We start from the raw sequence: 26,143 nt of genomic DNA on the forward strand, positions 1-26,143 counted from the left end.
TGGCTATTTTAATGTTTTATATGTCCTGCCTATTACAATGGCAGAGATGATAAATGTGAGCACATCCGATACTGGCATGGAATAGAGCACGCCGTCCAGTTCAAAGAACACGGGCAGCAAAAGGGCAAAGCCAACGCCGAACACCACCTCACGGACCATGGAGAGAAGGGTGGATACCAGAGCCTTTCCAAGGGACTGGAGGTAAATGAAGGTGGCTTTGTTGACACATGCCAGGATGAGCATACAGAGGTAAATGCGGAATGCCCTTACCGCAAACTCCGTATAATATATGCTCTCATTGGATGCGCCGAACAGGGCAATGAGCCGGCCGGGAAAGAGTTCCACGATCCCCAGTGCCGCTGCGCCCACTGCGGCTTCCAGGGCCAGCAAGAGGGTGAACAGGCTTTTGGCCCGGTCCCTGCGCCCGGCACCCATATTATAGCCCACAATGGGAATGCACCCTGCGGCCATGCCCACGGAGATGGATATGACGATCTGAAAGAACTTCATCACAATGCCCACCACGGCCATGGGAATCTGGGCGTATACGGGCTGGCTGAACACCGGGTCCAGGGCTCCATAGGTGCGGATCATGTTGTTAATGGCAGCCATGGAAGCCACCAGGGAGATCTGGGACAAAAAGCTGCATATGCCAAGGGGCAGGAAACGCTTCATCAACCCTCCATGCAGGCCAAAACTCTGCCTGTGCAGGGTCACTGCCTTCATGTGACAGAGATACCATACGGCCAGCACCGCGGTGAGGACCTGGCCGATAACAGTGGCCACAGCGGCTCCCATCATCCCCCATCGGAAAATAAAAATGAACACAGGATCCAGGATGATGTTTGCCACCGCGCCTGCCAGGGTGGAGACCATGGCAAAGCCGGGGCTGCCGTCAGAACGGATAATGGGGTTTAGCGCCTGGCCAAACATGTAAAAGGGGATGCCCATGGTGATATAGGTAAAGTACTCCTTGGAATGTAAAAAGGTTTCCTCATTGATCCGTCCCCCAAACAGGGTAAGGATGGGATCCTGAAACAGGAAATAGAGAGCGGTGAGGACCAGACCGGCCGCAATGCAAAGGACAATGGCATTGCCGATGCTGCGGTGGGCATTTTCCTTTTCATTGGCCCCCAGGCACAGGCTTACAAAGGCACAGCAGCCATCCCCGATCATTACCGCGATGGCCAGGGCCACCACGGTTAGGGGAAATACCACCGTATTGGCTGCATTTCCGTAGGAACCCAGGTAATCCGCATTGGCGATAAAAATCTGGTCCACAATGTTGTACAGGGCGGCCACCAACAGGGAAATGATGCAGGGAACCGCATATTTCCCCATCAGGCTGCTGATTTTTTCTGTCTCCAGAAATGAATTTGATCGTTGTTCCATAAAATGTTTCCTCCTTTATTGCAAAAAAATAAAGCGTGGGGCCTGAAAGCTGGATTTACGCTGTGGGCGGCGACACGCTTTGATGCATGGGTGATGCATAAATATAGGATTAAAATAACTGTTCACAATGTCCTGAACTGTTACGATTAAAATAAAAAAGAGCAGCTGACAACCGGATTTACGCAGTCAGCTACTCATTGCATCCATATTATAGCAGGTATTTTTGAAAAATTCAAATGTTTTTTGTGCAAAAATAATCCCCAAAAACAGACCATTTAATTTCTGAATAGCAGTATTTAATATAGATATTTCAAATTCAAGGGATTTAATGTTATTATTTTAACAAGAGAGGCGCGGACAGATGCGGTTACGATCTCTGCGCCGACATATTACATTTTAACAAGATAACAGGAAAGGAGAATCATGAAAAAAGATTACAAAAAAGCCCCCTTTACAAAATTCCATATGATGCTGTATGTCTGTACGGTTTTAGGCCAGATTGCATGCGGATATGCCCTGGGAATTGCGGGGACTGCAGTCACACAGGCACAGGATAAGCTGGGGTTAAGCACCTTCTGGGTGGGCCTGCTGGGAGCCGGAACACTGATCGGACTTGCCGGAAGCCTTGTTGTAGGCAACATTGCCGACAAAATCGGCAGGAGCAAATTGATGCTGGCGGATATGGCGCTATTTTCCGTATGTTCGGTCCTTCAGCTTTTTACATCCAGCGTGGGGGTATTAATGTTCCTGCGCATCTGTATCGGCCTTTGTATTGCAGTTGATTACACAGTGGGAACTACCATTATTTCAGAATGGTTTCCGCCCAAAGACGGACCTGTCTACCTGAGCCGGTTTATTATTTTCTGGACCTTCGGCTATGTGGCTTCCTTTTTTGCAGGGCTGATCATGGGGAATCTGTCCATGGATTACCATATCATTTTTGTAACCTCTGTTATTCCGGGTGTGATCGCCGCCATTGCGAGAATTGTGATAGGAGTGCCGGAATCGCCTACATGGCTGGCTGCAATTGGCCGTTCGGATGAGGCTGACAAGTTGATCGCGAAAAAACTGGGAGACGGATACTGCGTTGTGGCGGAGGACAACAATGCATCCAATGAAAAAGTATCCGTAATAGAACTCTTCAGCCCAAAGTACCGCAGAAACACGCTGGTAGGCGGTGTTTTCTATGCATGTCAGGTGTTCCCTTACTTTGGAGTGGGTATCTTCCTTCCGATCCTGATCGCCAGTCTGAACATGGGGGACGCAAATACATCCAGTATTTTATACGATGTCTTCTGTATGGCCGGAGCGTTCATTGGAACATATTTGTGCAACAGAATATCGCGGAGACGTTTTCTTTGTTCAACCTTTTATATTTCAGCCATTGCACTGGGGGTAATGATCGTGGGCCATGGCGGATCCATGGTAGTTACCGTGGTTTCATTCTGTGTGTATGCATTGTCCATGTCAATTGCGGTCGTAATGGAAAATCCATACCCGCCGGAGCTGTTTGATACCCGCGTAAGAGGCACCGGGGTTGGCATCGTGATCGCCTTTAGCCGGATCGGGGCAGCTGCAGGAACCTTCTTACTGCCCATTTTGGTGGAACGCATTGGAGTCTACGGCACCTTAGGCGTGTGCCTTGTTATCCTGCTGATTGGCGGGGTGGTATGCCAGCTGTTTGCGCCTGAAACGTTTATAAAGGAAGTCCATACCGCGGAAATGAATGAAAATTTAGCGGCAAATTAATATAAAGATCATAAAGGAGAGCGTATCATGTCAAAAGATTATATGAAAAGGATCCAGGCGCTGAGAGAGAACTATATGTCTCACCGTGTTGAGATGGATATTCTGGATGCTTACTATGTAACACAGGGCTTTAAAGCCACGGAAGGCCAGCCGTGGCAGATCCAGAAAGCAGTTGCTATGAAAACTGTTTATGAGAATAAGCCCATCTTTATCCAGGACCATGAGCTTTTAGTCGGCGGCGTGGCATTCAAGCCGCGTGCAGGTATTCTCAACCCGGATTCCGCATGCTCTGTGATCGAGAAAGAGTTAGATACGATCAGTACCCGCAAATACGATCCATTCTACCTTTCTGAAGAGAACAAGAAACTGTTTATGGAAGAAGTGGCTCCTTACTGGAGAGGCAAATGCGTTCTGGACCGATGGAACGCAATGATGCCGGAAGATGTAAGGACAATGCGCGATGGCGGCATGTTATATGTTGATAAGAAGTTTGTCCGCGGATACGGTGAGAACACACCCGGCTGGAGAACCCTTCTTGCAAAGGGGATCGCCGGCATCAAAAAAGAGGCGGAAGAAAAGCTTGCCGCTCTCGATGATGCACATGGAGAGGATGTGCTGAAACAGATCATTTTCTACAAGTCCCTTATTATTTCAGCCGAAGGCATCATTGCGCTTGCGAACCGCCACGCTGATCTGGCTGAGAAGATGGCTGAAAAAGAGGCGGATGAGAAGCGCAGGGCAGAATTGCTGAAGATCGCGGAAGTTAACCGCAATGTTCCTGCCAATCCGCCCCGTAACTTCTATGAAGCGCTGCAGAGTATGCTTACCTATGAGTTCTGTATTTTTATGGAACAGAATGCGTCTTCTTACAACCTGGGCCGTATGGATCAATATCTGATTCAATATTACGAAAAAGATTTGGCGGACGGCACCATGACACAGGACGAAGCCCAGGAGCTTATGGACTGCTTCTGGATCAAAATCTCGGAAATGGGATTGTTCCAGGACGGTGAGAGCGCTGCCTTTTCTGCGGGTTATAATATGACGGTTCAGGTTTGCGCCGGCGGTATTGACCAATATGGAAATGACGCCGTCAACGACCTGTCCTATATGACGATCCAGGCCACACAAGACACTGCTCTTAAGGAACCCAACATGACGGTCCGCTACAGCATTTCCAAAAATCCGGATTCCTTTTTGCGAAAAGCCGCAGAGTGTATCCGCATGGGACGTACAATGCCGGCCGTCTACCATGACGATGCAGGAATCAAGATGCTTCTCAATAAAGGAATCCCAATGTCACAGGCATGGGACTGGACTCCATGCGGCTGCGTGGAGACGAACCTGGAAGGCCGCCTTAAATCCTATACCGACATCGGCGAGATCAGCATGGGCGGCGTGGTGGATATGGTTATGAATAACGGAAGGAGCCGTAAGACAGGAGAACAGATCTCCATCCGGACCGGTGATCCGCGTGATTTCAAAACGTTTGATGACTTTATGGCAGCGGTCAAAAAGCAGATTGATCATTTTGTACATACAATGGCAACCATGAACTCGTATCTGGATTATCTGAGCGAGAATTACCGTCCGGTGCCGGCCCTTTCTTTGACATATCCCAACTGTATGGTGGTTGGAAAAGATTACGCAAACGGCGGCGCTGAGTTTAATGTGGGGAATGGGATCAATATCATCGGACAGGCGGACATTATCAATTCCGTGGCAGATATTAAATATCTTGTTTTTGATGAAAAGAAAATATCCATGGATGAGCTTTGCAGGGCATTGGATGCGGACTTTGAGGGATATGAGCACATCCATAAAATGTGCATGGATGCGCCAAAATACGGCAATGATGATCCGAAGGCCGACTTCTGTGTGGGAGAGATCTATAACTACCTTGTGGATCAGATTGAGCAATACGATTCACCATTCGGCAAGCTGACGGCAGGTATGCTTCCCGTATCCGGCAATGTGCCCATTGGACAGAGCGTGGGTGCGCTTCCTTCAGGACGGAAAGCGTGGACGCCTCTCGCTGACGGCATCGGGGCCACTGGCGGCACTGATATCAATGGAGCCACAGCCCTTTTAAAATCCATCAGTAATCTGCCCCATGCGCGTTTTACGCAGGGAACACAGATGAACCTGAAGATCGATCCCAAGCTTCTTGAGGGGGAGCGCGGGCTGAACAGCATGATGGTCCTGCTTAAGACTCAGTGCACACTGGATATCTATCACACCCAGTACAATGTCATCAATCCGGAGATCCTTATGGATGCGCAGAAAAATCCAGGGGACCACAAAGATCTGTTGGTCCGGGTTGCGGGATATACGGCATTCTTTGTAGAACTTGGCAAGGACATTCAGGATGATATCATCCAGCGAACGGAAATTGAAAACTGGGGTTGATGGAAAGGGCAGTCGAATGGAAGATCTGATTTACGAAAACATGGATATGCCGGGTTCCGTACTCAGAATTGAAAAAAGTTCCATTTTCGATGGAGATGGACTTCGTACCGTTGTATTTATGAAAGGATGCCCCCTGCGGTGCTGGTGGTGCTCAACGCCGGAGAGTCATCATAAGGAGATCCAGACAACCCTGGACAAAAAGATCACCTATGGCCGCATAATGACGGTTGAAGAGGTTCTGGTGGAAGTCCGGAAAGATATTCCCTTTTATTTCCACTCAGGGGGCGGAATGACTATATCAGGGGGAGAGATTCTTACACAGCCGGAGTTTGTGTATCATTTGCTGCATCGTGCAAGCTGGGAAGGCATCAACACCTGCATTGAAACCTCCTTTTATGGAGGGTGGGATAAGATCGAGCCTATTTTAAGCAGCACCGATACCGCGTTTGTGGATATAAAAGTAATGGATCCCAAAGCCCATAAACAATATGTGGGGGTGGATAATGAGGTGATCCTCAGTAATATCCGCAGAGCCGGGGCCAGAAAAGGCGGCACGAAGCTGATCATCCGCAGCCCGCTGATCCCGGGAGTCAATGATTCTGAGACGGATCTTAAGCTTCTTGGCGGATTCCTTGCAAAACTGCCGGGCGTGGATCATCTGCAGCTATTGCCTTATCACCGTCTTGGAACAGATACCTACCGCAAGTTGGGACTTACATATCAGCTTCCTGATGCCAGGACCCCTTCACAGGAGTACATGGAGCGGTGCGCGCGCATTACAGGTAAATATGTCAAAACGATTATTTAGTGTCCCCCCGGAGTCTCACCGGTATCCGGATTTGGGGGAGTACACTTTAAAAGAAAGGTGGAAACAATCGTGTTACGATATGGATTTATTGCAGCAGGAAATATTATCCGTGCAATGCACAGGGGAGGGGAGCTTCATGCGGATTACAATCCCTCGGAAATTGGAATTTTTGATATTAATGAGAATGTGCGTAAGGATTACGCGTCCAGAGGTTATAAAACATTTGACAATATGACGGAATTGGTTAATAATTCAGAGATGATCGTTCTTGGGGTAACGCCCAAGGTCGTTGGATTGATCATTGATGAACTGAAAGCATGCTACCGGCCGGGACAGCTGATGTTAACCGTGGTAACGGGTGTTGAACAGCCCTGGTATACGGAACATCTCGGGGAGGACTGTAAGGTTGTGATCTGTATGCCGAACATGAGCTCACAGGTAGGGGAAGGCGCATTTGCGGTATCACGCAATACAAACTGTACAGATGAGGATGTGGAGCGTGTCACAGCGATCCTCAGATCATGCGGTCTTGTGGAGGAGATCCCGGATGGAATGATGGCGGAAATCCTTCCGTTTAATGGTTCGGCGCCTGGATTCTTTTATCATATTTCCAATTTAATGGTAAAGGAAGCGGAAAAATATGGACTGGATCCTGACACGGCGATCCGTTTATTTGCCCAGACCATGAAGGGAAGCGCGGAAATGATCCTCTCTTCCAATATCAGCTTACAGGAGCTTGAAGCCGCACTCAGACTGCCGGGCGGAGCAACTGTAACGGCTTTGGAAAAAATAGAATCCATGGGATTTGACGCAATGTACGATGAATTTGTAAGAGTTTCAGTGGAACGTTGTAAGGAACTTGGCAGACAATAGTGATCTAAAATAGGATGAAGAAAAGAGGAGGATCAATATGATCAGGAATCACGACAGAAAATTTAAAATCGGAATGCATAGTTACACATTACACCTTTCAGGGTTTGGCGAGAGCTGGGGATTTCAGGAATACGGCGAGCACCATGCATTTGAGCAGGTGGCAACATTTAAGGACCTGGTAGACATTGCGGTAGAAGTTGGACTTGATGTTCTTCATATCACATTGGTGGATATCCAGAATGATACATCCGATGCCCATCTGGCAGAGTGCCGTAAAATTGCGGAAGAAGCAGGTATTGAACTGGAACTGAATGTTTCGTTTAATGCGCCTTCAGATCCCCGTGTAAACTGTGATGTTGAAAACTCTTTACATATTGCCCGTAAGCTGGGATGCAATCTTGTAAAATACAGCACAGACGTGGAGCATCCGGAGAAATCGTCCCACTCATGCTTAGCGCCTTCTGTCATGAAGCAATTGGTTGAAATCTACGGTCAGTTTGAGAAAAATCTTCCACTGATCGAAAAATACGGCATGAAGATCGCCATTGAGAACCACTGTGACCTGTTCGCAGATGAAGTGATCTGGCTGGTGAAACAGTTAAACCATCCGTTGGTCGGCGCATGCTGTGATACGATCAATTCTTTAATGGTGATGGAAGGAATTGCGGAGTGCGTCCGCAAAATGGCGCCGTACTGCTACTGCGTACATTTCTGTGATAACAGGGTATTTGCCGATCCTGATGGAACACATTCACTTGGTACAGCCATTGGGGCAGGTAATGTTGACTGCAGGGCGATCATGGATATTCTGAGGGAGGAGGCTCCTGATGGTCTGGATACCATTGACCTTGAAATTGAATTGCCTCTTTCCGGTTATTCGATTGAAGAAGGCCGTGAGATGGAATTAAAGGGCTTGCGTGAGTCTGTTGAATACATGTATAAAGAGTTGGGGATCGGCCGCAATCCTGCAAAGATCTATGGCCCCAGTAATTACTTTTTAAATAAATGATCCGATGAAATATCAATGTGAGTGAAAGGGAGCTGTGAGACATGACCGGGTGATCGATGAAAAGTCGTATATCTGGTCATGTTGTCGTATGGGCGGATGATGCGGGTGAGGATCATGGGATGTGTAGGGAGAGGGGCAGATGAAGCAAATGAAGACAAAACATTATGTAAAGGGAAGCATACATAAGGAGGTTCTGGGCGCAGTAGGTATTTTATTCATGATTGAGCTTATATTGGGGGTGTTTTTTACAGATGCCTTTGGCGCTGTCATGTCACAGATGACCTACCTGATCGGGGACAATTTCGGCTGGTGGATCGATCTGTGTGTGGTATTGGCGGTTATTCTGGGGCTTTGTTATATAATCTTCCGTTATGGGGATATACGGATCGGCGGGGAAGATGCGGTTCCGGAATATTCTACATGGCAGTGGTTTTCTATTTCTATCTGCGGCGGGATCGGGTGCGGTCTTTTATTCTGGGCCATGGGGGAACCAATCTATCATTTTATGCATCCTCCGGTGACCGCGGGGATCGAAGCTGAGAGCAAAGCGGCTGCAGTTTTTGCAGTAGGGCAGACCATGTTCCACTGGTCGTTTGTCCAATATTTTATTTATGCGATTCCGGCAGTGGTGTTTGCGCTTCTTGCCTATAATTGCAAAAGACCTCTTTCCTTCCGGTCTCTTGTCACGGAGGTAACGGGAAAAGACAGGATATGGCTGACAATACTGCTGCACATTTTTTGCGGCTATGCAGTGGCAAGCGGGGTATCTAATTCAATGGCAGCGGGAATGATGCAGATCAGCGGGGGACTCAACTCTGTTTTCGGACTTCCCCAGGATGAGAAGATATATCTTTTGATCGCTGTTTTTGTAGGTGCGTTTTTTATCCTGTCTTGTCTGACCGGGATCAATAAAGGGCTCACCTACGTCTCAATGGCATGTATGATTTGTTTTCTGGGTTTGATGATCTATGTTGTGATTGCCGGAGACGGGCAGTTCATCGGAAAACTTGGAATGGAGTCCTTTGGCAATATGCTGGACAATTTTTTCAGCAAGATCACCTATAACAATGCATTGTCTGAACATGACCAATGGGCAAATGAATGGCCCATTACCTTTTGGAATTCCTTCTTTATTTATGCTCCCATTATGGGAATGTTCCTGGCAAGAATGGGAAAAGGAAGAACCGTGCGAGAGTTCCTGCTGGTGGAGATCCTTGTGCCGTCCTTATTCTGCTGTCTGTTCATCGCCATCTTTGCAAGCACCACAATGCAGATGCAGGTCAGCGGAGCAATTGATATATGGGCCAATGTTCAGGAACTTGGCATGCAGACGGCTTTGTATCAGGTGCTGGGGGCAATGCCGGGAGGCAGGATCGTTCAATTCGTGTTCCTGATCACCGTCTGTTTATCCTTTGTAACATTGGCGGATCCCAATACTTCTGCAATGGCAACCCTGTGCGTACATGGACAGCAGATCGATGAAGAGCCTCCTAAAAACATTAAGATCATAATAGGCATAGCAGTTTCTGTGGTGGCCTATCTGCTGGTTGTCTCAGGTGGGGTGAATGCAGTTAAGGGTCTTTTAAACGCAGGCGGCCTTCTGATGACGGTCCCCACTGTATGGCTGTTTGTAAGCCTGCCTAAAATCGGCGGAAAGCTGCTAAGGTGTAAGAAGTATGTGGTGGATGGAGAAACGTTAAAATAGCGGGGATGAGTACCAGGGGACCGTCCCCTGACCTTTCTGGACCTTGCTTGCATCATATTGAAAATTCCCCATTTATATGATATAGTATAAAATATTTTGGCGGCTCATATACAATCATGACCAATGGGGAGGTTACTATGACATTGTTACAGCTCCAATATTTTATTACTGTTGTTGAGACAGGGAATTTCACCCATGCGGCCAGACAAGCCTATACATCCCAGCCCACCATAAGCCGTCAGATACAGATGCTGGAGGAGGAATTAGGGTATTCTCTTTTTAATCGGAACAGTAAACCGCTCCGTCTTACCGAACCCGGACAGATATTGTATGAAGGGATGAAAGAAGCCATTTCCCGGATCAATGATACCCTTGAAAAGGCCAGAATTGTTTCGGAGGGAAAAGAGGGGGTATTATCCATCTCCTTTCAATCCGGTTATTTTTCGGAATATATGTTTTTCTCCACCATCAACAAACTGCGTGAAACCAGCCCTGCATTACAGATACGAAGTAATAAATTGTTTTCATGGGACCAGATCAAGGGTCTTAAAAATGAGAGCATAGATGTTGCCGTTGGCCTTGAATTCCCTCACTGGAACGAATTGGGCTTTACGGTCAGAAAGTTGAAAAAAGTAGAAACCCTTATTGTGATGTCTACCAATCATAGATTGGCAAAAAAAGAAACCCTTGAATATAACGACCTTTGCGGGGAAACATTTTTTCTCACCGCGCCCAACGGATATCAGGTGGATAAAATCTTCAAACACCGTTTTTGCCTGGATGATGTTCATCAGGTGGAAGTGTCCTCATCAGAAAATGCCTATTTTAAGGTATTATCCGATAATGGACTCACGATCTCAAATCCATATGATCCGGTGCTGTTGGACAGCCCCCATTACCATGCTGTAAAATTTGATTCTGAATATGCCGACTCCTATGTTTGTGTAACCAATCCTGATAATACCAATCCTGCAATACAGCTTTTTTTGGATCTGATCCAAACGGACTGCGAATCCGGTAAGTGACGATCTGCGTTACGGTGATGTCTCGACTGATGCCTCCTCTTGTGATATACTACCCTCAGTGGATAAGGGCGTGTTCCCTTATCCGACCAGGGATACAACGTATATTTTACAAGGAGGCATTTTTTATGGGCGGACAGGCGGAGGATAAAACAAGGGAAAGAATATGTGTTGGCCTGCTGGCTCATGTAGATGCGGGAAAGACAACTCTGTCAGAGGCGCTGCTGTATCTCACCGGCAGCATACGGAAAATGGGACGGGTGGATAACCAGGACGCGTTTCTGGACACATATGCCCTGGAACGGGCCAGAGGAATTACAATTTTTTCCAAACAAGCCGGAATAGAGTGGAAAGGTATGTCTATTACACTGTTGGATACGCCGGGACATGTGGATTTTTCAGCTGAGATGGAGCGCACCCTGCAGGTCCTGGACTATGCGGTTCTGGTGATCAGCGGCAGCGATGGGGTCCAGGGGCATACAGCCACATTGTGGCGCCTCCTTTCAAAGTACAGGGTGCCAACCTTTGTTTTTGTCAATAAGATGGATCAGCCGGGAACCGACCGGGATTCCCTTCTCCTGGAGGTACGGGACAGGCTGGATGACGGCTGTGTGGATTTTACACAGGCGGGCACCATGGAATGTCTGGAGCAGGTGGCCATGTGTGATGAAACGGTGCTGGAGCATTTCCTGGAAACAGGGAACGTGGAGGAGGGGGAGATTGGCCGTCTGATATGTGAGCGGAAGCTGTTTCCCTGTTATTTCGGCTCGGCCTTAAGGCTTAAGGGAGTGGAGGAGCTTTTGGAGGGCATCAGGGCCTATGGAAAGATGCCGGTTTATCCGGACCAGTTCGGCGCAAAGGTGTTTAAGATCACAAGGGATGACCAGGGCGGCCGCCTGACCCATATGAAGATCACCGGCGGAAGCCTGAAGGTGAAAAGCCTGTTGTCCGGCGGGAGGGAGAAGGGGGAGGAGTGGCAGGAAAAGGTGAACCAGATCCGTCTGTATTCCGGTGAAAAATATGAGCCGGTACCGGAGGCGGAAGCAGGATGTATCTGCGCGGTAACCGGACTTCTCCGGACGTTTCCGGGGCAGGGACTGGGGATGGAACAGGCATCCATGGAACCTCTTTTGGAACCTGTGCTCACCTATGAGGTAAAGCTGCCCCAGGGCTGTGACAAGGCCGTGATGCTTCCCAAACTCAGGGAGCTGGAGGAGGAGGACCCGCAGCTTCACGTGGCGTGGGACGAGCACCTTCAGGAAATCCAGGTGCAGCTCATGGGCGAGGTGCAGATTGAGGTATTAAAGAACCTGATTTCTGAGCGGTTTGGCGCAGAGGTGGAATTTGGCCGTCCCAATATTGTTTATAAGGAGACAATAACGGGACCGGTGGAGGGAGTGGGGCATTTTGAACCCCTGCGCCATTATGCAGAGGTACACCTTCTTCTGGAGCCGGGGGAGCGGGGCAGTGGACTGCAGTTTGCCACGGGGTGCAGCGAAGATATCCTGGACCGAAACTGGCAGAGACTGGTGATGACCCATCTGGAGGAAAAGGTGCACAGGGGAGTCCTTATAGGCGCTCCTGTTACGGATATGAGGATCACGCTGGTGGCGGGAAGGGCCCATATCAAACATACGGAGGGCGGTGATTTCCGGCAGGCTACTTACAGGGCTCTCCGCCAGGGCCTTATGGAGGCTGACAGCCTGCTTTTGGAACCCTGGTATGATTTTTGCCTGGAGATACCTGAAACAGCCATTGGCCGGGCCATGACGGATATCGAAAAACGAAAGGGGAGCTGTGTCATCGCCCATACGGAGGGCGGTCAGGCCCGTTTGACAGGAAGCGCTCCCGTGTCGGCCATGGGAGATTACCAGACTGAGGTGACTGCTTACACAAAGGGATGCGGCCATCTGACCTGTACCTTCAGGGGATATGAACCATGCCATGATCAGGAGGAAGTGGTGGAAGCGTCCGGTTATGACCCGGAACGGGATGAGGACAATCCGTCCGGGTCTGTGTTCTGTGCCCACGGGGCCGGGTTCGTGGTAAGCTGGGACCATGTGAAGGAGTACATGCATATGGACAGCGGGATTTTTAAGGAGAACCAGGGAACCGGCCCGGAAGTATTTAAGGGGCCGGCCAAAAACGCGCCTGAGGGTTCCGGGAAGGAAGAAATATGGCTGGGCACGGATGAGATCGATGCCATACTGGAGCGGACATTTTATTCCAACAGCCGCGGCAAGGCCAGGCAGAAGAACGGGATACCCGGAAAGGGCGTGGGCCGCAGGACCTACAGCCCGCCTGAGACCCGCACCTATCGCCCGGCAGCAGTCCGTCCCCAGCCTGCAGAGGAATATCTGCTGGTGGACGGATATAACATCATCTACGCCTGGGATGAGTTAAACAGCCTTGCGGAGGACAATATGGAGGGGGCCAGAGGGCGGCTGATGGACCTGCTGTGTAATTACCAGGCAGTGCGCAGATGCAATCTGATCCTTGTGTTTGATGCCTACAGGGTCAAGGGCCATGCAACCGAGATCCTGGATTACCATAACATCCATGTGGTCTACACAAAGGAGGCCGAGACAGCGGACCAGTACATTGAGAAGTTTGCCCACGAAAATGCCCGCAGATTTGACATATCAGTGGCAACCTCAGACGGTCTGGAACAGGTCATTATCCTAGGACAGGGCTGCCGCCGTGTCTCTGCCAGGGAGCTTTGGGAGGACCTGGAGCGGGTCAAGGGAATGCTCAGGGAAGAGTATTTGGAAAAGCCGCGGCTGAAGCGCAACAGTTTGCTGGAGGTGCTGCCGGAAAAGGCGGCCAGGGAGCTTGAGAAGCTGAAGGACAAAGAACAGGAATAAATTCTGGAGGTGGGATCCATGAAAGGTGTAAGAGCAGCCAAATCTGAGGACAGGGAGCAGATCTGTGTCCTGATCACTGCCCTGGAGGAAACAGAGATAGACAGGTCAGCTTTTTTTGAAATCTTTGAGGCAAACAGGACAGATCCGGCCATACATTATTTTGTCTATGAGGAGGAGGGCCGGGTTGCCGGATTTGCCAGCCTGTACGTGCAGAGACTGCTTCATCACACCGCCTATGTGGCTGAGATACAGGAATTGGTGGTGGACCGGGACAGAAGGGGAGCCGGCATTGGCAGTCAGCTGTTTCAGGCAGCAAAGGAAGCTGCCCTGGATCACGGCTGCATCCAACTGGAGGTGTGCTGCAATAAAAAACGAAAACCCAGCCATGGGTTCTATGAGGCGCAGGGGATGAAGAACGACCATTACAAGTTCTGCATGTCCCTTTCCAACGAATCATAGGTGTACGCCCACGGATTCCGAGCGTACACATAAAGAAGGGGGAGGTAAGATGGAGCGGTGCAACTGGTGTTTATGCAATGAGAAGATGATGAGATACCATGACGAGGAGTGGGGCACGCCCCTTCATGACGACCAAAAGCAGTTTGAGTTTCTCATGATGGAGGTGATGCAGTGCGGCCTGAACTGGAATATGATGATCCAGAAGCGGGAGATATTCTGCCAATGCTTTGACGGGTTTGACTATGAAAAGATCGCCCTGTACGCTGAGGCGGATGTGGAGCGTATCCTGGCGTCCGAGGGCATGATACGATCACGCAGAAAGGTGGAGGCAGTGATCCACAATGCCCGGTGTTTCCGGGCGGTGAGAGAGGAATTTGGCTCCTTCAGCAGGTATCTGTGGGGGTTCTCCAAAGGAAAGACCCTTCTGTATTCAGGCCATCAGAAGGGAAAGATACCTGCCAAAAACAGTCTGTCCGATGAAGTGAGCAAGGATCTGAAACATCGGGGTTTTAAGTATCTGGGGTCGGTCACCGTATATTCCCACCTTCAGGCCTGCGGGATCATTAACGACCACAGGAAGGAGTGCTTCCGCTATCGGGAGATCGTGGAACAGTATCCGGTTGTGAGAAAGCGGGACCAATAGAAAATACGTAACTGTTCAGGGCGGCTCATCATCTTGACCGGAAAAGATACTATTTTTTGTCACCCCATATCACGTTGGCGGCAGCGCACAGAAGGCCGCCAATGGGGAAAACTACCCATGCAATACGGAACATATCCAAGACCAGTCCAAAATAAAAGAAAATTGCCGTGGCTAACAGCATGATCACACCGGAGATCTTTCCGGTCAGTTTCGCACCGCTGTCCTGCTCGCCGCGGTTTTTTTTATTGTATTCCCCCACTTCATATTTTGCTCTCTGTACCCCAAAATAGATAAAGATCCACACGGCGGCTGCTACAAAGAACAGTTGGATCCCGCCGCCCGCCTCTTCAAGCACAGGATCTTCCAAAAGCTCCAGCCCCATATTTAAGCAGAGTCCAAAGAGGATCAGGCATACACCGGCAGCAATGGCCACTGCAAATTTCCTGTTAAATCGGTAGCGCTCTTCTTCCGTATAGAAATCCTGGACGGTTGAGTATCGTTTCTTAAAATATCTATGGTTGATTCCGGACACGATCAAGATGGAGACTGCTATCCCCACCATGGCAAACATCCCTATGGCCATCACATTCCCCTTGATCAGGGTATCCAGGTTACAGCAGAACATTTCACAGAGCTGGAGTATCTTCTCCATTTCCGGATAGGACTGACCGGACTCCCATTTGGAAAGATATGCCCTATCGTACTTCTATTATTTTTGTGAATAAGGCTTCCATTTTTTTATAATCACAAACAAAAGAATCAATACTGGCCTCCATCATTTCCGTCTCAGTGATGGCAGCAAAATGCAGAATATAACCTGATTCGCATGCTAATTGCCGTATTAATTCCCTTTGAGTTCTCCCATTCCCTTCTCTAAATGGATGGAGTGCATTTATTTCCGAAAAATAATAAGCTGCTCTTTTGGCAAATTTTTCTTTGGAGAGTTGTTTTAAATAATCATCTTTCTGTAATTTACCAAATATTTCTTTTGCTTGCATTTCGATGAATTGTACTTTGCAAAACATATTTGATTTTGCAATATCAACTGTACGAATTTTTCCAGCCCAGGGATATATATCTTGAAATATATATTTGTGAATATTCCGCAAATGTTCTAAATCAAATTTACCTGATATTGGTTTCTCTAGCAAATCCATTAAACGGAGCATTGTCAGTTTTCGTTCTACTTCGAGAAGCTTATCTGTGTCATGAATGTTCAATTTATTAATCAAAACATCGGAATTAGGATAACAGTAGATTTTATCACTCATTTAGCTCTCCTTATAATTCTTCAAAATCTGCTGCCGGATTGCTTCCTTGTCCTTAGTTTGCTGATATTTTTCTAACATTTTTATATCTTCCCTATCTAGCGGCATTTGTTCCATAGCTAAAGAAGCGCTTACTTCGGAAATCTGTTCTTCAGATGTATATAAATGTGGGATTTTTATTTCAAAAGGAATACTTTTTGTCAATATAATTTGTTTTAACAGCATATTGACAACTGATGACAAATTTGTCCCAAGCTCTTCAAGAATGACACTAGCCTGTTCCTTATCCTTAGTATCAGTACGCACTTGCAAAAATGTCTTCTCCATTATTAATACCTCCACATATAGTCAAGTATGATTAAACTCTATTCTTTAGTACTTATTATATTGTTTCGTAATGACAATGTCAATACGTAATAAGAATATAGCAAAAAAATTAGCTATAGGCAAGGTAAGCGTGAGTTGTGGTTTCATATCCTTAACTATGGGAAACTCCGGACTCCCACTTGGACACGGCCTGCCTGGAAACATCCAGGCAGGCCGCCAGCTGTTCCTGGGTCAGGTTTTCTTTTTTTCTCAAATACTGCATATTTTCTGAAAAACTCATTTATTCCTCCTGTACACTGAACTTGATAGGTTTATTCTACAGTTGCCCTGAAGCCACTGCCACCAACTTCATGTTTCCTTTTACATTTTTGACGCTACTTTTAGTTGCCCCCTTTATTTTACAGGGAAAAAACATAAATAGCCAGAAAAACACGGAAAATAATCGCAGGGTAAGATATCTGTAATTAAGTGGAAATAGAAGCGGCATAGTGGTAAAATAGAGAAAATACAGATATTTAAAAACAGGGGAGAATGACGGATGAACTGTTTGCCCAGATACGGCTGGCCGTGCTGTACGCGGTCAATGAGTGAGACTCAACGGGAGGGACAGATGAAATATTTTGGAAGTGGTTTAAGTGAAATACATAAGGAACTGAGCCGTATGATACGGAAAACAGATCGCCTGGAGGAAGCAAAACAGCTGTTTATGGAGCTCCACGGAGCGCTGCATCTTACAGGTATGCCTGGAACTGACAAGGCTGACGGGGATCAAAGGTGCCAGGTCCCCAATGAGGTAGACAAGCTGTTTAATGACCTGTCCACAGATGAATATGCGGTCATGCCCACTGCAAAGGACGAAACCATTGCCTGGGCGCTCTGGCATATTGCAAGGATCGAAGATCTGACCATGGGGATGCTGGTGGCGGAACAGGGACAGCTGTTTGACCAGGAGTGGAAAGAGAGGATGAGGGCCTCTATTACAGATACAGGAAATGCCCTTACCGACAGTGAGATCATAGGCTTAAGCAGGGAACTGGATATGGAGGAACTGCTCCAATACCGCAACTGTGTGGGAAGACGGACTAGGGAGATCGTTACCAATCTTACGCCGGATGATATGAAGCGCAGGGTATCTCCTGTGCAATTGGAACAGATTCTTAAGGAGGGTGGGGTGACAAAGCAGGAGGAATCCCTCTGGCTTTTGGATTACTGGGGCCAAAAGGATGTGGCAGGCCTTTTGTTAATGCCTCCCACCCGTCATGTGATCCTCCATCTGAATGACTGCTGCAGATGGAAGGAATGGATCAGGACAAGAAAGAGGAAGATCTGAGCACCAGGAGATTTTAAAAGTACACATATGGGAGAAGGAGGGAATTACTCATGAGACAAATAGACGAACAGCGGATCACGGCCATGGCGCCCAATGCCAATGCGGTGAATAATGCCAGGAAGATATCCCGGGGCAATGGATTTATCAAATGGGAACGTTCGGCGGATGATACATATTACGCGGGCCAGTGTAAGGGCAGCGGCAGTTCAGTGTACACCGTGTCCGCGGACTTTATAGATGGGTCGGCACCCCTGTGCCGGTGCAGCTGCCCCAGCCGCCAGTTTCCCTGCAAGCACGGGCTGGCGCTCCTTATGGAAATGACCCAGGACCGCCAGTGGGAATTGTGTGAGATACCTGAGGATATTCTGTCCAAACGGGCAAAGAAGGAAGCCAGGGAAGCCAAAAAGGAAGAACATGGGGAAGAATCGTTTGGGGATGGAGCCGTCCGGGGTAGGGAGACAAAAAAGGTCAACAGGACTGCCCGGATAAAAAAGCTGAATAAGCAGCTGGAAGGGCTGGATCTGGCGGAGCAGATGGTAAAGGAACTGCTGGAGGCAGGACTTGGGACCCTGAAAGGCACATCGGTGAAGGTATACCAGGACCTGGCAAAGCAGCTGGGGGATCATTACCTGCCAGGTCCCCAGCGTATGATCCAGTCTCTGGCCCTGCAGGTGCAGATGCTGGAAGGAACAGGCACAGGCGGCCGGGCGGCAAGCGGCCCCGTTACAGCGGGCGGTTCCGCCACGGGGGGCAGTTACGGCGCCCAGGCCGCGGCGGGCGGTTCCGGGGATTACCGTGAAGCCGTGCGCATCCTGGTCTATCTCAGGGCCCTGATAAAAAAGTCCAGGAATTACCTGGAGGAAAAACGGAAGGAGGACCGGCTGGAAGACGACAACAGCGTCCTGTATGAGGAGATGGGGGGGATCTGGACCTTGAACCGCCTCAATGGCCTGGGCCTGAAAAAAGAAGATGCCCGTCTGGTCCAGCTTTCTTTTGACGTATATGCTGATATGTCGAGAAGGGAGATTGTGGACAAGGGCTGGTGGATCGATGTGGACAGCGGGGAACTCTCGGTCACCTTTAATTACCGTCCCTTAAAAGCGCTTAAATATGTAAAAGCCGAGGACACCACGTTCCAGATGGTAAAGACACCGGTCCTCACTTATTATCCGGGCACTGGAAACCGGCGTATCCGCTGGGAGAGCCAGGAGTTTGAGACAGTGACGGATGAGATAAGGAGCACGATCCGTGAATATGGGGCAGCCTCCCTGAAGACGGCTGTAAAGTCAGCCAAGAATGAGCTTAAAAATACAATGTCGGACGGCCTGTACGGCTGCCTGATCTGGTTTGATCATCTGGGGCGCAGCAAGGCAGGAGCGGGAGAGGGATACATTCTTGTGGACCGGGAGGGGCAGACCATAGAGCTTTTAAACCCTGACGGGAACAGGCACCTGGACCGGAGGCCGGGCATTTTGCCGGACAGGGAATTCTGCACCGGCCAGGTGATGTTTGGGGTGCTCTGGTACGATGGAAAACGGCAGAACATATGTATGCAGCCCCATTCCATTATCACGGAAAAGGAAATTCTGCGTCTGCTTTATTAAATATGGGCCATAGGAGGGAAAAAGATGGAACTCAGAGAATTATATGAACTTCATGACCGCCTGGAAGCCGCAGCGGTTGCAGGCGTAAACCTAATGGAGGAAGACTTTCGGTTAAAACGGGCCATAGAGGCGGTAAAACCCCTGTCCCAGGCTTCACCGGTAATAGGAAAGCTGTACCGGATGGCTCTTGGTGTCATATCGCCGGAGTGTGAGGACCGGGCGGGAAGTCTCTTAGATGTCCTGGCACTGTCCCAGGCGCTTTTATGTACCCAGGCATCCTTTGGAGCAGGCGGGGAGGAGGAGATTACCGCCCTGGCACCTGCTCACAGGGAATACTGCCCGTGTCTTCCCTACAGCAGGGTAAAGCCTTTGGAGGAGGCGCTCACCTGCCCTGGGGGAGGCAGGTATGCCCTGATCATGGAAGCCATAAATGAACGTCCTGAAGACCTGAAGGATTACCGCCTGTCCGCGGCAATGGTGACAGCCCTTTCCGATTCCTACAGGGATATTGCGGTGACCGCAGCACGGTATCTGGCCAAACAGGATAAAGGGCTTTTGCCTCTGATCAAGGAAGGGTTTGAAGAAGCTTCAGAATATGGAAAACTCGGCCGGCTCAGGGCCATGGAAGGGATCGGGGGAAAGGATGAAAACGACTTCTATGTCAGCCTTTTGGACCATGCCAAAAAGGAACTGAGGGAAGAGGCGATCCGGGCCCTGAGGATGGACCCCGGCAATACGGAGCGTTTGCTGGATCTTGCCAACACGGAAAAAGGGGCCTGCCTGGAAGCTGTAAAGCAGTCCCTGTCGGCCATGGGAACAGAACCGGCCAGGCAGTATCTGGAGGAACAGTTCACAAAGGATCCCCAGGGAAATGCAGGTTATATCCGCCTTTTGCGGGACGACTCCATTTCCGACCGGCTGGCCGGAGAGATAGAAGTGTTTTTAAATGAATATGACAAGGCACAGGGGGAGATGCCCGCAAAGTGGAACGACCAGTTCGACCAGCTGTTTTTATCCATGGCATGCAAGGGGTCCTGCGCCATGCAGGACGTATACCGCCGGGCAGCCAGATCCGGCTCCCCGGACAGGCAGCAGTATCTCAGGTTCCCCGACATGCTCATAACCTCGATCCTGCAGAGCGGGGATGAACGCCTTGTGGACTTGGCCGGGGAACTGGCCAAAACTGCGGGGAAATGGTGGAACGCCCCTGCCTTTGCCGCAGATCTTCTGATCCTTCCTGCCAAGGAAGTCTATGACCGGTACAGGATAGCCATTCCAAAAGACGGCTTTTTGGGACTGGGACGGGAGGAAAAGCAGAGGATCCGCAAAGCCATGATGGGGGTGTTTGGCCGGATCCATTACAATGATAAGACCGGCCGCCAGGAATGCTCCCAGCGCATGGAGGAGTATGGGGCGGAGGGTAGGACTTTCAGAAGCCGCAGGCCCCTTGTGGAGCCTCTGGATCCCAGGTGGTATGAGCTTCTTATGGATGATATGCCCGGGGATGAAACCGTCAGCGCCATTGACGAAAACGGCCGTCAGGATATGATGACATATGACCAGATCCTGTACCGGCTTTTGCCGCCGGAGCGCAGGCCGGCAATGGGAGACTATTTTCACAGGCGCGCCCTGGATATGAAGGATAACCGCTCCCTGTACGGGCTTTTGATCCGGTGCGGCTGGAAGGACTATCGAGGACTTGTAAGCCTTTATGTCAAGAAGAACCCGGAAGCCGGACTGAGCATATGGGAAATAAACCGCATGCTGGCAGGCATTCCTCTCACAGAGGAGGAACGGCAGATGGAAATACGGGAGATCGACCGCATTCTCTGCGGTTATCCCAAGCACAGCCCGGCCCGCAAGAACTGGGATGCCTATGAGCAGCAGCGGAGGATGATCAATGAAGCATCAGGTCTGCCGGGCGGTAAATAGAGAGGAAATCAGGGATGAAATCAGAGAAGAGATCAGAGAAGTAATCAGGGAGGAAGATAATGGAAAACAATCAAAATGTACAGAGACTGCCCGCGGAGCAGCAGTACCGGGAGGAGATAGATGCCCTGATCCGGGCGGAGAAGGACTGGGTGCCTGCGGGATGGAAGATGAGCCCACGCTCCGTACTCACCTACATAACCGGGGGCAGAGCGGATGGGGTGGAGATCACTCCCAAGTACATAGGCAGCAGACGTCTGGTGGAGATCGCCGTTGCAACCCTTGTGACGGACCGAGCCCTTCTTCTCATCGGGGAACCGGGAACAGCCAAGTCCTGGCTGTCGGAGCACCTGACCGCTGCCATTAACGGCGATTCCACCAAGGTGGTGCAGGGGACTGCCGGAACCACGGAGGAACAGATCCGCTACTCCTGGAATTATGCCATGCTCATTGCCCAGGGACCGTCCAGGGAAGCCATGATAAAAAGTCCGGTGTACCGGGCCATGGAGACCGGGACCATTGCACGCCTGGAGGAGATCTCACGCTGTGCCAGCGAGGTCCAGGATGCGCTGATCTCCATCCTGTCCGAAAAGCGGATCGCCGTGCCGGAACTCTTGCTGGAGCTTCCGGCGCAGAAAGGATTTTCCGTGATCGCCACGGCCAATACCAGGGATAAGGGCGTGAATGAGATGTCCGCGGCATTAAAGCGGCGTTTTAACATTGTGATCCTTCCTCCTCCCGCGGATCTGAATTCCGAGATGGAGATCGTAAAAACCAGGGTGGAGCAGCTGGCCGGAAATCTGGAACTCCATGCCAGGGTTCCCCAGCTGGATGTGATCGAGCGTGTGTGCACCATCTTCCGGGAACTGCGGGCCGGCATGACCCTGGACGGAAAACAAAAGCTTAAATCCACATCGGGCGTGCTCTCCACAGCGGAGGCCATATCCCTGCTGGCAAACAGCATGGCCCTTGCGGGAAGCTTCGGGGACGGGAACATTACAGACTGCGATCTGGCGGCGGCCCTTCAGGGAGCAGTGGTAAAGGATGAGGACAAGGACGGCCTGGCGTGGAAGGAATATCTGGAGAATATCATGATGAAACGCGGAAGCAGATGGCTGGGGCTTTACAGGGAGTGTAAGGAGTTGAACAGTTAGATGGGAAAACCATATTATTTTGGAATCCGGCATTTGTCACCGGCCGGCGCCTGGCATCTGCGCCGCCTGCTGGATGAGAGAAAGCCCAGGCTGGTCCTGGTGGAAGGACCTTCGGATTTCAGCGGGCTGGTGAATGAGATCGCAGGCCCCGGGACAAAGCCGCCCATTGCGGTGATGGCATTTACCCGGGAGACACCGGTGCGGACCATCCTGTATCCCTTTGCCGAGTATTCGCCGAAATACCAGGCTATGTTGTGGGCCAGGGAGAACGGCGCGGACTGCCGGTTTATGGACCTGCCTGCAGGGGTATTTCTGGGAATGCAGGCCTGCGGGGAACCCCTGTGCAGGGAGGAGGATGCCTCCGGTTCGGCCTCAGAGCGGGTTTACCGGCTTTTGGACCAGGTATCGGGCGAGGATGACCATGAGACCTTTTGGGAACATGTGATGGAGCATTCCTTTGAGCCGGGCAGCTACGCTGCAGGCGCCCGTATGTTTGGGGCGCAGCTGAGAAGCCTGACCCAGGGGAAAGACAGGGACTGGCCGGAGATCCTGGTCCGGGAGGCATATATGCGCCGGACCATCGCGGCGGCGGTCGCAGAGGGGTATGCGCCCCAGGATATTGTGGTGGTCACAGGCGCTTACCACGTGGAAGGCCTGGAGGGGACAGACCGGGAACAGGAAGGGACGGAGGGGACAGACCGGGAACGGGAGGGGGACAAGGCGGAATCTGCACCAAGGCCTGAGGCTGCGCCGGAACTTAAGTCCGTGCCAAGCCTGGAATCCCTTCCAAAGCTGGAGTGCAGCATTACCCTGATGCCCTATTCCTACTACCGCCTGTCCTCCCGCTCCGGATACGGCGCGGGCAACAGGGCTCCCTCCTATTACGGTATGCTGTGGCAGGCTTTTTGCGAAGGGGACCGGGACATGGCGGCACTTCGCTACCTGAGCCGGATCTCCGGCTTTCAGCGGGCGCACGGCTTTATGGTTTCCACCGCAGAGGTGATCGAGGCCGTAAATCTGGCCCGTTCCCTGGCAGCCATTCACGGTTATCAGGTGCCCTCCCTCAGGGATCTTCAGGACGGGGCGGTGACATCCATGGGACACGGTTCTTTTTCGGAGATTGCCCTGGCGGCAGCGGACACGGAGATCGGCTCCGTGGTGGGTTCCCTTCCTCAAGGGGTCAGCAGGACCAGCCTGCAGGATGATTTTTACCGGAATCTCCAGGAACTGAAACTGGAAAAGTTTAAATCCGATACCGCCTCCACCCTGGACCTGGATCTGCGGGAAAAGCTGAGCGTGAAGTCGGAAAAAGCAGCGTTCAGAGATCTGAACCGGTCCTTTTTCCTGCACCGACTTCGGGTACTGGGGGTTAAATTCGCAAGTCCGGCAAAATCGTCCCAGGACAATGCCACATGGTCGGAAGTCTGGAACATCCGCTGGAGCCCGGAGGTGGAAATTGAGCTGGTGGAGGCGGCCCTGAAGGGAGATACCGTTCTCCAGGCAGCGTCCCTTGTGCTAAAGGAACAGGCCCAGGCGGCCACGGGGATTAGGGAGGCATCCGGGGTGATCCGGGCGGCATTTTACTGCGGTATGCCAAAGGACGTGGAGTATGCCACAACGGGCCTGCAAAAGCTGGCTGTGGATTCCGCTGCCGTGGAGGAACTGGCTGCCGCAGGGGAAAGCCTGTCCCTGGTGATACGGTTCGGCACCATCCGGCATCTGGACACCCAGCCCTTGAAACCGCTGATCGGCCAGCTGTTCCTGCGGTTCTGTCTGTTGTTAAGCTCTGCCTGTGCCTGTGATGACCAGGCGGCGGGCCGGGTGATGGAGGCCATGGAACGGATGAATACACTGTGCCTGCACCATGATTTCCTGGACAGTGAGCGGTGGATCAGCCTGCTGGCCCGGCTTGCATCAAGGGATGATATCAATACAGGGCTTTCCGGCTTTTCGGCCGCCATCATTTTGGAGCGTGGGCGGATGGAGGATGAGGAACTGGGGAGGGAAGTGCACAGGCGGCTTTCCAAAGGGATCCCCGCCCAGCTGGGAGCCGGATGGTTTGCGGGCCTGTCACGGAAAAACCGGTATGCCCTCATTGCCAGGCTCAGCCTCTGGAGGGAACTGAGTGATTATCTGGACACCCTGGATAATGAGGAGTTTAAGCGTGCCCTCCTGTTTCTCAGGCGTGCTTTTGCGGACTTCAGCCCCAAGGAGAAATTTGATGTAGCGGAAAACCTGGGTGAAATATGGCAGGTGGGCAGGGAACAGGCGGCAGAGATACTTAACAGGCCGGTAAAGGAAGATGAGCAGGAACTTTTGGACGGCCTGGAGGATTTTGATTTTGACGATATCTGAGCCGCCGCCGGACAGCGGCAGCCGGTATGCAGCCAGACAGCGGCAGCCAGAAAGGATAGATTTATGGAAATGGAAGAGAGAATGAAGCGCTGGCGCCTGATACTGGGAAATGACAGCCAGGCCCGGTTCCAGCAGATGGGGGGCGGGCAGCTGGACCAGAAGGAAGCGCTGATGGATCAGGCTCTGGCAGCCATCTATGACAATACCCGGGAGGGGAACTTCGGGCAGGCGGGAGCGGGAAAGGGGCCCTCCATGCCTGTGATCTCCAAATGGCTGGGGGATATCAGAAGCCTGTTTGACAAAGAACTGGTGACCGTTATCCAGGGGGATGCCATGGAGCGCTGCGGTTTAAAGCAGCTGATGTTTGAGCCGGAGCTTCTGGAGCAGCTGGAGCCGGATATCAGCCTTGCATCCATGATCCTCACCCTGAAGGACCAGATACCCGGCCGGTCAAAGGAACAGGTGCGCTCCTTTATCCGGCGGATCGTGGAGGAGATCAATAAGCTGCTGGCTGAGGATATACGCAGGTCCGTGACAGCTGCCATCAATAAAAGGCGGCATTCCCCCATACCCTCGGCAGCGGCCCTGGATTATAAGGAAACCATACGGAGAAACCTTAAAAACTACGATCCCCAATTAAAGTGCCTGGTGCCCGAGCATTTTTACTTTTTTGACAGAAGTACCGCCAGCGCGGCCAACCGCTATACGGTGATCCTGGATGTGGACCAGAGCGGGTCCATGGGGGAGTCGGTGATCTATTCCTCCGTGATCAGCTGCATCCTGGCCAGCATGGCGTCAGTGAAAACTCATATTGTGGCATTTGACACCCAGGTGGCGGACCTGACGGAAAAATGCAGTGATCCCGTGGACCTGCTGTTCGGCTTTCAGCTGGGTGGAGGAACGGATATTGAAAAGTCCGTGGCCTACTGCCAGCAGCTGATGGAAACCCCAAAAAAGACCCTGTTTTTCCTGATCAGCGATCTGATGGAAGGGGGAAACCGGGCCGGACTGATCAGGCGTCTGGGGGAAATACGTGACAGCGGTGCTTCGGTGATCTGCCTCTTGGCCATTGCGGACAGGGGAAAGCCATACTATGATGCCCAGGTGGCGGGCCGGATCGCATCCATGGGAATCCCATGTTTTGCATGCAATCCCCAGAAGATCCCCCATCTCCTGGAGCGCGCTTTAAAGGGGCAGGATCTGACCGCGTTTCAAAAGGAATTTGAGAAAAAGGAAGGATGAC

At 50.9% G+C, this 26,143-nt stretch carries 21 protein-coding genes; 16 read left to right on the plus strand and 5 right to left on the minus strand.

Going from position 1 to position 26,143, the window contains the following annotated elements; genetic code table 11:
- Positions 1–3: 3 nt before the first annotated feature.
- Positions 4–1,392 (minus strand): MATE family efflux transporter, encoded by a 1,389-nt coding sequence (locus tag ABID13_RS04760; RefSeq protein WP_007858922.1) that lies wholly within the window; start codon positions 1,390–1,392, stop codon positions 4–6.
- A 423-nt stretch (positions 1,393–1,815) separates the two neighbouring features.
- Between ABID13_RS04760 and ABID13_RS04765 the strand changes: the two genes are divergently transcribed.
- The 10 genes from ABID13_RS04765 to ABID13_RS04810 all read left to right on the plus strand — a co-directional run bounded on the left by ABID13_RS04765 (position 1,816) and on the right by ABID13_RS04810 (position 14,933).
- Positions 1,816–3,141 (plus strand): MFS transporter, encoded by a 1,326-nt coding sequence (locus tag ABID13_RS04765; RefSeq protein WP_007858913.1) that lies wholly within the window; start codon positions 1,816–1,818, stop codon positions 3,139–3,141.
- 27 nt (positions 3,142–3,168) lie between these two features.
- Positions 3,169–5,550 (plus strand): glycyl radical protein, encoded by a 2,382-nt coding sequence (locus ABID13_RS04770; RefSeq protein ID WP_048930202.1) that lies wholly within the window; start codon positions 3,169–3,171, stop codon positions 5,548–5,550.
- Between the two features lie 16 nt (positions 5,551–5,566).
- Positions 5,567–6,358 carry a glycyl-radical enzyme activating protein gene (locus ABID13_RS04775; protein ID WP_227161196.1) on the plus strand — a complete coding sequence of 264 codons (792 nt, stop codon included), beginning with the start codon at positions 5,567–5,569 and terminating at the stop codon, positions 6,356–6,358.
- Between the two features lie 69 nt (positions 6,359–6,427).
- Complete coding sequence (locus ABID13_RS04780) at positions 6,428–7,231, plus strand: pyrroline-5-carboxylate reductase family protein (protein WP_048930201.1); 804 nt, start codon at positions 6,428–6,430, stop codon at positions 7,229–7,231.
- Positions 7,232–7,268: 37 nt separating this feature from the next.
- Entirely contained in the window at positions 7,269–8,240 is a 972-nt protein-coding gene (locus ABID13_RS04785; protein ID WP_195415212.1) for a sugar phosphate isomerase/epimerase family protein, read from the plus strand.
- 139 nt (positions 8,241–8,379) lie between these two features.
- Positions 8,380–9,945, plus strand: coding sequence for a BCCT family transporter (locus ABID13_RS04790; RefSeq protein ID WP_053095351.1), 1,566 nt, complete (start codon positions 8,380–8,382; stop codon positions 9,943–9,945).
- A gap of 137 nt (positions 9,946–10,082) precedes the next feature.
- Positions 10,083–10,970: a LysR family transcriptional regulator gene (locus ABID13_RS04795; protein WP_007858907.1), complete on the plus strand. Its 888-nt coding sequence runs from the start codon at positions 10,083–10,085 to the stop codon at positions 10,968–10,970.
- A 125-nt stretch (positions 10,971–11,095) separates the two neighbouring features.
- Positions 11,096–13,831 (plus strand): translation factor GTPase family protein, encoded by a 2,736-nt coding sequence (locus tag ABID13_RS04800; protein ID WP_048930200.1) that lies wholly within the window; start codon positions 11,096–11,098, stop codon positions 13,829–13,831.
- Between the two features lie 18 nt (positions 13,832–13,849).
- A complete protein-coding gene (locus ABID13_RS04805; RefSeq protein ID WP_007858905.1) occupies positions 13,850–14,290 on the plus strand; it encodes a GNAT family N-acetyltransferase in 441 nt (146 codons plus the stop codon).
- A 49-nt stretch (positions 14,291–14,339) separates the two neighbouring features.
- Positions 14,340–14,933: a DNA-3-methyladenine glycosylase I gene (locus tag ABID13_RS04810; RefSeq protein WP_048930199.1), complete on the plus strand. Its 594-nt coding sequence runs from the start codon at positions 14,340–14,342 to the stop codon at positions 14,931–14,933.
- Between the two features lie 49 nt (positions 14,934–14,982).
- Here ABID13_RS04810 and ABID13_RS04815 read toward each other — a convergent pair whose 3' ends face one another.
- From ABID13_RS04815 to ABID13_RS04830, 4 genes are all read right to left on the minus strand, one after another.
- Complete coding sequence (locus ABID13_RS04815; RefSeq protein ID WP_048930198.1) at positions 14,983–15,585, minus strand: hypothetical protein; 603 nt, start codon at positions 15,583–15,585, stop codon at positions 14,983–14,985.
- Positions 15,586–15,628: 43 nt separating this feature from the next.
- Positions 15,629–16,204, minus strand: a complete 576-nt coding sequence (locus tag ABID13_RS04820) for a Fic/DOC family protein (protein ID WP_048930197.1) — start codon at positions 16,202–16,204, stop codon at positions 15,629–15,631.
- Complete coding sequence (locus ABID13_RS04825; protein WP_048930196.1) at positions 16,205–16,528, minus strand: type II toxin-antitoxin system RelB/DinJ family antitoxin; 324 nt, start codon at positions 16,526–16,528, stop codon at positions 16,205–16,207.
- A gap of 151 nt (positions 16,529–16,679) precedes the next feature.
- Positions 16,680–16,808 carry a helix-turn-helix transcriptional regulator gene (locus ABID13_RS04830; protein WP_048930195.1) on the minus strand — a complete coding sequence of 43 codons (129 nt, stop codon included), beginning with the start codon at positions 16,806–16,808 and terminating at the stop codon, positions 16,680–16,682.
- Between the two features lie 330 nt (positions 16,809–17,138).
- Between ABID13_RS04830 and ABID13_RS04835 the strand changes: the two genes are divergently transcribed.
- The 6 genes from ABID13_RS04835 (at position 17,139) to ABID13_RS04860 (ending at position 26,142) form a co-directional block, all read left to right on the plus strand.
- The gene (locus ABID13_RS04835) at positions 17,139–17,858 is read left to right on the plus strand and encodes a DinB family protein (RefSeq protein WP_040414902.1); all 720 of its coding nucleotides are present in this window, start codon (positions 17,139–17,141) and stop codon (positions 17,856–17,858) included.
- A 50-nt stretch (positions 17,859–17,908) separates the two neighbouring features.
- The gene (locus tag ABID13_RS04840) at positions 17,909–19,462 is read left to right on the plus strand and encodes an SWIM zinc finger family protein (RefSeq protein ID WP_048930194.1); all 1,554 of its coding nucleotides are present in this window, start codon (positions 17,909–17,911) and stop codon (positions 19,460–19,462) included.
- Positions 19,463–19,486: 24 nt separating this feature from the next.
- Positions 19,487–21,394: a HEAT repeat domain-containing protein gene (locus ABID13_RS04845; RefSeq protein WP_048930193.1), complete on the plus strand. Its 1,908-nt coding sequence runs from the start codon at positions 19,487–19,489 to the stop codon at positions 21,392–21,394.
- Between the two features lie 59 nt (positions 21,395–21,453).
- Complete coding sequence (locus tag ABID13_RS04850) at positions 21,454–22,545, plus strand: AAA family ATPase (protein ID WP_048930192.1); 1,092 nt, start codon at positions 21,454–21,456, stop codon at positions 22,543–22,545.
- Complete coding sequence (locus ABID13_RS04855; RefSeq protein WP_048930191.1) at positions 22,546–24,900, plus strand: DUF5682 family protein; 2,355 nt, start codon at positions 22,546–22,548, stop codon at positions 24,898–24,900.
- Positions 24,901–24,963: 63 nt separating this feature from the next.
- Entirely contained in the window at positions 24,964–26,142 is a 1,179-nt protein-coding gene (locus tag ABID13_RS04860) for a VWA domain-containing protein (RefSeq protein ID WP_048930190.1), read from the plus strand.
- The last annotated feature ends 1 nt before the right edge of the window (position 26,143 follow it).

This window comes from Enterocloster citroniae (genome assembly GCF_040545455.1).
Classification (GTDB): Bacteria; Bacillota; Clostridia; order Lachnospirales; family Lachnospiraceae; genus Enterocloster; species Enterocloster citroniae.

Bases quoted from the DNA above. Each gene is read 5' to 3' on its own strand.
- ABID13_RS04760 (WP_007858922.1), bottom strand. From the start codon at position 1,392: ATGGAACAACGATCAAATTCATTTCTGGAGACAGAAAAAATCAGCAGC.
- ABID13_RS04765 (WP_007858913.1), top strand. From the start codon at position 1,816: ATGAAAAAAGATTACAAAAAAGCCCCCTTTACAAAATTCCATATGATG.
- ABID13_RS04770 (WP_048930202.1), top strand. From the start codon at position 3,169: ATGTCAAAAGATTATATGAAAAGGATCCAGGCGCTGAGAGAGAACTAT.
- ABID13_RS04775 (WP_227161196.1), top strand. From the start codon at position 5,567: ATGGAAGATCTGATTTACGAAAACATGGATATGCCGGGTTCCGTACTC.
- ABID13_RS04785 (WP_195415212.1), top strand. From the start codon at position 7,269: ATGATCAGGAATCACGACAGAAAATTTAAAATCGGAATGCATAGTTAC.
- ABID13_RS04790 (WP_053095351.1), top strand. From the start codon at position 8,380: ATGAAGCAAATGAAGACAAAACATTATGTAAAGGGAAGCATACATAAG.
- ABID13_RS04795 (WP_007858907.1), top strand. From the start codon at position 10,083: ATGACATTGTTACAGCTCCAATATTTTATTACTGTTGTTGAGACAGGG.
- ABID13_RS04800 (WP_048930200.1), top strand. From the start codon at position 11,096: ATGGGCGGACAGGCGGAGGATAAAACAAGGGAAAGAATATGTGTTGGC.
- ABID13_RS04805 (WP_007858905.1), top strand. From the start codon at position 13,850: ATGAAAGGTGTAAGAGCAGCCAAATCTGAGGACAGGGAGCAGATCTGT.
- ABID13_RS04810 (WP_048930199.1), top strand. From the start codon at position 14,340: ATGGAGCGGTGCAACTGGTGTTTATGCAATGAGAAGATGATGAGATAC.
- ABID13_RS04815 (WP_048930198.1), bottom strand. From the start codon at position 15,585: ATGGAGAAGATACTCCAGCTCTGTGAAATGTTCTGCTGTAACCTGGAT.
- ABID13_RS04820 (WP_048930197.1), bottom strand. From the start codon at position 16,204: ATGAGTGATAAAATCTACTGTTATCCTAATTCCGATGTTTTGATTAAT.
- ABID13_RS04825 (WP_048930196.1), bottom strand. From the start codon at position 16,528: ATGGAGAAGACATTTTTGCAAGTGCGTACTGATACTAAGGATAAGGAA.
- ABID13_RS04830 (WP_048930195.1), bottom strand. From the start codon at position 16,808: ATGAGTTTTTCAGAAAATATGCAGTATTTGAGAAAAAAAGAAAACCTG.
- ABID13_RS04835 (WP_040414902.1), top strand. From the start codon at position 17,139: ATGAAATATTTTGGAAGTGGTTTAAGTGAAATACATAAGGAACTGAGC.
- ABID13_RS04840 (WP_048930194.1), top strand. From the start codon at position 17,909: ATGAGACAAATAGACGAACAGCGGATCACGGCCATGGCGCCCAATGCC.
- ABID13_RS04845 (WP_048930193.1), top strand. From the start codon at position 19,487: ATGGAACTCAGAGAATTATATGAACTTCATGACCGCCTGGAAGCCGCA.
- ABID13_RS04850 (WP_048930192.1), top strand. From the start codon at position 21,454: ATGGAAAACAATCAAAATGTACAGAGACTGCCCGCGGAGCAGCAGTAC.
- ABID13_RS04855 (WP_048930191.1), top strand. From the start codon at position 22,546: ATGGGAAAACCATATTATTTTGGAATCCGGCATTTGTCACCGGCCGGC.
- ABID13_RS04860 (WP_048930190.1), top strand. From the start codon at position 24,964: ATGGAAATGGAAGAGAGAATGAAGCGCTGGCGCCTGATACTGGGAAAT.